The sequence below is a fragment of the Devosia sp. genome, assembly GCF_036406155.1.
Lineage (GTDB): Bacteria > Pseudomonadota > Alphaproteobacteria > Rhizobiales > Devosiaceae > Devosia_A.
Map to the genome: position 1 here is coordinate 1 of NZ_DASWVV010000146.1, position 5,037 is coordinate 5,037.

A 5,037-nucleotide genomic window follows, 5' to 3' on the forward strand; every position below is an offset into this window, starting at 1 on the left:
CCCTATCGCAGCGACGCCGGCGGCCGCGACGAAGCCTGGCGCCGGCAGCAGGAGATGGCCGAGCGACAGGCGCGGGCGGCGCTGCCCGCCGGCCGCAACTTCCACTGACGCTCAGGCGTCGGCGAAAAGCCTGTCGATCGCCGCCGCGAGGTCCACGTCCTTGCGGGTGAGGCCGCCGGCGCTGTGGGTGGCAAGTGCGATCGATACCCGGTTGTAGCTGTTCGACCAGTCCGGGTGATGCCCCGCCCGCTCGGCGAGCAGGGCGACGCGGGTCATGAAGCCGAAGGCCGCCGAAAAGTCGGCGAAGCGGAAATCGCGGGTGATGGTGCCCGCGGCGGCGTCGTAGCGCCAGCCGTCGAGGGCGGCGACGGCGACCTCGCGCTCGGCTGGGCTCAGTCTTTCGGCCATGATGTGCTCCTCAAGCTGCGGGCGCCGGATCCCGGGTGGTCCGGGGGCCGGCGGCCCGAACCTCATGTAAACCATCCGGAAGAAATCTCCGCACCGCTGGCGCGCAGGGCCGGATTCCCCGTAGTTCTACGTATACCCCGAAAGCCGGCATTAACGGCTGCCCCCGCATATTCGGGCCCCTATCGGTGAAGGCCCATGTTCGAAGCAGCGCAACGGTCACTGCCGCCAGTCGACTATGTTTCCATGATCCGGTCGCTTTATGCGGACCGGCGCGTGATGATGATGGGCGCGCTCAGCTCGGCCTTGGTCGCCGCCGTCGCGGGTCTGGAAGCCAACTCCAGGGTCACCCTGTGCATCGCTGCTGCCTTCGTCGTGGTCGGGGTGGCGCGCAACCTCGACATGCTGGCGTTCGAGCGGACCGCCCTCGCCGATGACGACGTCGTCGAAGCGATCCGCTGGGAGCGCCGGGCTACCTGGGGCGCGGCCGCCATCGCCGCGCTCTACGGCTTCTGGATGGCGTACAGCTTTCTCTTCGTGAACACGCCCTTTTCCGAGATGGCCAGCCTGTCGGTTACGGTCTCCGTGCTGGTGGGCGTCGCCGGCCGGAACTTTGCCATCGATCGGCTGGTGACCATCCAGGTGCTGCTGATGAGCATCCCGATGGCCGTCGGCATGCTGTTCGACGGCGCGCTGCACACGGCCATGCTGTCGATCGTGCTGATCGCCTTCTTCGTGTCGCTGCGCCGCGTGTCCGCCAATATCCGCGCCATCCTGATCAAGGCGGTCCATGCCCGTGTCGACGCATCGCGCCTTGCCGCCGAACTCGACACGGCCCTCGAGACGATGCAGCACGGCCTGTGCATGCTCGACGAGAACGGCATGGTCGCCGTCACCAACGACTGGGCCGACCTGTTGTTCTCCCGCTTCGGCGGCGGCGAATGGCAGGGCCGGCCCTTCGTCATCATGGTTTCCGCGGCCGCCGCACGCGGCACTATCCCGCAGCGCCCGGCGAGGCAGCTCCTGCAGCTCATCGAAAAGGGCGAGGGCGGCAAGGTCGTCCTGCGACTTGCCGGCGATCGTCATTTCGAGGTGACCGTGAGCTCGCGCCAGCAGCGCACCGTGCTGCTGTTCGAGGACATCTCGGAGCGCGTGAAGGCCGAAGACCGCATCAACTTCATGGCGCACTACGACGCCTTGACCGGCCTGCCCAACCGCGCCTACTTCGCCGAGCAGATGCAGGCCGATCTCGAGCGGCGCCGGCGCTCGGCCAAACCCGGGGCGGCGATGCTGATGATCATCGACGTCGATGATTTCAAGCACGTCAACGACACCATGGGCCATCTCGCAGGCGACCGCGTGCTGGTCGAGATCGCGCAGCGGCTGACCAGCGTGCTGGGGTCCGATACGCTGGTCGCGCGGCTCGGCGGCGACGAATACATCGTCTATCGCGGCGGCCGGGTCACGCAGGAGGACACCGTCACCCTGCCGCGGGCGATTCTCGAGGCGTTCAAGCGCCCCTTCAGCGTGATGGAGGAGGTGTTCTACGTCAATGTCAGCATCGGGGTGGTGCTGTCGGCAGATCCGGCCGACCTGCCCGACGAACTGATGACGCGCGCCGATCTGGCGCTCTACAAGGCCAAGGCGAACGGCAAGCAGCAGGTACAGGTGTTCCACGAGGAAATGGACACCGACTACCGCTACCGCCAGCGGCTCAAGACCGACCTCAAGCAGGCCCTCGCCGAGGGCGGGCTGTCGCTCGTCTACCAGCCGATCGTCGATCTTGCGACCCGCAAGGTCGTCAGCTGCGAAGCGCTGGCGCGCTGGCACCATCCGGAGCTGGGCTCGATTCCGCCGTCCCTGTTCGTCCCCATCGCGGAGGAAACCGGCATGGTTTCCGAGATCAGCCGCTGGGTACTCGCCTCGGCCGCTGCCGAGTGCCGCAACTGGCCGGACGGCATCTCGGTCTCGGTCAACATCTCGGCGCGCGACTTCCGCAACGCCGACGTGGCGGCCATGGTCAACGCCGCGCTCGAGACGTCGGGGCTGGAGCCGGGGCGGCTCGAGCTGGAGGTGACCGAAACGGCGCTGATCGAGGAACGGGAGGCGGCGACATCCATCCTCTCGAGGCTCGCCGCGCAGGGCATCGGCATCGCACTCGACGATTTCGGGACGGGCTACTCCTCCCTGAGCTACCTGCACGCGCTGCCGTTCACCAAGCTCAAGATCGACCGCAGCTTCGTCATGGACATCACGTCCAACCCGCGCTCGCTCAAGCTGCTCAGCAACGTTGCCCAACTGGGCAAGGACATCAACCTCAAGGTGACCGCCGAAGGGGTCGAGACCGAGGCGCAGCTGGCGCTGATTTCGAAGCATACACGGATCGATCAGATCCAGGGCTACCTGTTCGGGGTACCGCTTCCCCGGCGGGAGATCGCCGAACTGATCGCCCGCATGGCCCGCACTGTGCCCCTCGCCCCGGCAACTCGCAAACGTGGTTAATGCACGTTAAGATCCTAATCTGCCGCGCAAATTCAATGCTGTTCCCGGCAAGTGCGCGGGCGCCGCGGCGCGGAACCGGGCATCGGCAATTCCATTAGGCTTAACGAAAGGTTAAATTGCCCGCGCAAGTTTGGGGGCAGTTTTGTGCATAGTGGTGAGAATCTGACGGTGGGGGGTTCCCCCGCCTCGCGCTTCGCCGGCGCCCTGATGGACATCCTCGATCGCGTCGGCTACGCGCGCGTCTCCAGCCATGAGCTCGACAATCCGGTGTACCGGCTGCGCTACGAAGCCTACCGGCGCGAGGAATCGGTGCCCTTCAACGATGCGGGCGTGGTCGTCGACGATCTCGACGAGGCCCCGAACTGCATGGCGTTCGGGGTCTATATCGACGGTACGCTGGTCAGTTCGATCCGCCTGCATCACCTCACTGCGCGCCATCGCCTGTCGCCGAGCATGAAGGTATGCCCCGATATTCTGGGGCCCCTGCTCGACCGCGGGGAGACGTTCATCGATCCCAGTCGCTTCACCGCCGACTACGAGGCGTCACTGGCCTATCCGGCACTGCCGTTCCTCACCCTGCGCCTGGCGGTCATGGCCTCCGTGCATTTCGGCGCCTCCTGCTGCCTCGCCCTGGTGCGGCCCGAGCACGCCGCCTTCTATCGCCGGGTGTTCGGCTCCGAGAAGATGAGCGAGGTGAGGAGCTATCCCGGCCTGACCTTCCCGGTCGCGCTGTTCGGCGCCTATGTCGAAACCAAGTTGCCCGAGACGCTGCGCCGGTACCCCTTCTTCCGCTCGACCGCGGCCGAGCGCCAGCAGCTTTTTTCCCCGCGGGGGGAGGACCGGTCGACGGTCAGTCCGACGGCGCGTGCGGCCCAGGACGCTCCAAGACACAGCACCGAACCGGCGTAGCCGGCCGGTCGGCCCGGCGCTCTCCATGGGCGCCCGTCACGCGTGCGCCAAAACCCTCTGCTCGCGCCGGGAGGGGGCGGCGCCACCGCGCAGGTCGCGCTTCCTGGCCCGCCGGGCCGGGGCCGGCCTGGGGGTGACGCCGAGCGCATTGGCAACCGCCAGATAGAGGATCTGCTCGAGTTCGTGCTTGCGCATGATGTTGTCCCTTTCGCTTGCGGTCGTGCGCCGCATATGCAGGGCAACGCCGCAGCGGCGCTCGGGTTGCGGCGGGCCGGCAGCCGCCTTGGGCGCGCAGGCGCGCACCTTCTGCCGCCTCGTGCGTGGATAATTCGAGAAAGCAAGTAAAACGCTGGCATTGCCACCAGTCTTGGTATAGTAGGTCCGGCCGCAGCGGGGGGAAGCGCTGCCGATAGACCGGTTGCGCGCAACCGAGGTCTGCCCATGCTGAAGATGCGTCTGCTCGGCGAACTCGAGGTCTTCCGCGAGGACCGGCGCGTTGCTTTGCCGCCGTCCCGCAAGACCCGGGCGCTGCTCGCCTATCTCGCCGCGATGGGCGGCAGGCACCGGCGGGAGCGCCTGTGTGCGATGTTCTGGGACGTTCCCGACGATCCGCGCGGCGCGCTGCGCTGGAGCCTGAGCCGCCTGCGCAGCATCATCGACGACGCCGGGACGGCGCGGGTGCTGGCGACGCGGGAGAGCGTCGGGCTGGACGTGACGGGGCTCGACATCGACCTGCTGGTCCTGCGCGAAGCGGCCAGCCAGGGGCTGCACCGCCTGCCGGTCGAACGCCTCGAGGCGCTGGCGGCCCTGTTTCGCGGCGAATTCCTCGAGGGGCTCGAGCTGCCGCAGCAGCACGAGTTCCAATCCTGGTGCGTCGCCGAGCGCGAGAATTTGCGGCGGCTGCAGATGGGCCTGCTGGCCGAGCTGATCGAGCGGCTGAACGCCGATCCGGCCGCGGCGTTGCGCCCGGCGCGCCAACTGGTGCAGATCGACCCCTTCAACGAGGCGGCGCGCGCCGACCTGTTGCGCCTGCTGCTGGCCGCGGGGCGCGACCAGGAGGCGCTGCGCCAGTTCGAGGCGGCCGAGCGGCAGTTCCGCGACCTCGGCGGCGACAGCGTCGCCAGGCTGACGCGCAAGTGGCGGGAGCTCCGGCTCGCGGCGGCGGCCGGCCCCGCGGCACCGGCGCCCGCCGAGCCGGTTGCGCCCGTGGTTGAAGAGGCC

The 5,037-nt window shown here is 68.0% G+C and carries 5 protein-coding genes; 3 read left to right on the forward strand and 2 right to left on the reverse strand.

Annotated elements, in window-relative coordinates; all coding sequences use genetic code 11:
* Positions 1-111 precede the first annotated feature (111 nt).
* Positions 112-408, reverse strand: coding sequence for a 4a-hydroxytetrahydrobiopterin dehydratase (locus VGD93_RS09290; protein ID WP_395011373.1), 297 nt, complete (start codon positions 406-408; stop codon positions 112-114).
* A gap of 243 nt (positions 409-651) precedes the next feature.
* Here VGD93_RS09290 and VGD93_RS09295 point away from each other — a divergent pair, with 243 nt between their 5' ends.
* Together VGD93_RS09295 and VGD93_RS09300 are read left to right on the forward strand one after the other, a co-directional pair.
* The gene (locus VGD93_RS09295; protein ID WP_395011375.1) at positions 652-2,907 is read left to right on the forward strand and encodes a putative bifunctional diguanylate cyclase/phosphodiesterase; all 2,256 of its coding nucleotides are present in this window, start codon (positions 652-654) and stop codon (positions 2,905-2,907) included.
* Positions 2,908-3,075: 168 nt separating this feature from the next.
* A complete protein-coding gene (locus VGD93_RS09300) occupies positions 3,076-3,816 on the forward strand; it encodes an N-acyl amino acid synthase FeeM domain-containing protein (RefSeq protein ID WP_395011377.1) in 741 nt (246 codons plus the stop codon).
* Between the two features lie 36 nt (positions 3,817-3,852).
* On the opposite strand, the gene VGD93_RS09305 is transcribed toward VGD93_RS09300, so the two are convergent.
* Positions 3,853-4,011, reverse strand: coding sequence for a hypothetical protein (locus VGD93_RS09305; RefSeq protein ID WP_395011378.1), 159 nt, complete (start codon positions 4,009-4,011; stop codon positions 3,853-3,855).
* A 246-nt stretch (positions 4,012-4,257) separates the two neighbouring features.
* Here VGD93_RS09305 and VGD93_RS09310 point away from each other — a divergent pair.
* Positions 4,258-5,037: AfsR/SARP family transcriptional regulator (locus VGD93_RS09310; protein WP_395011380.1), on the forward strand; the 780-nt coding region annotated here is incomplete at its 3' end.

Excerpts from the sequence above, each read along its gene's own strand:
- VGD93_RS09295 (WP_395011375.1), top strand. The coding sequence starts at position 652 with ATGATCCGGTCGCTTTATGCGGACCGGCGCGTGATGATGATGGGCGCG.
- VGD93_RS09305 (WP_395011378.1), bottom strand. The coding sequence starts at position 4,011 with ATGCGCAAGCACGAACTCGAGCAGATCCTCTATCTGGCGGTTGCCAAT.
- VGD93_RS09290 (WP_395011373.1), bottom strand. The coding sequence starts at position 408 with ATGGCCGAAAGACTGAGCCCAGCCGAGCGCGAGGTCGCCGTCGCCGCC.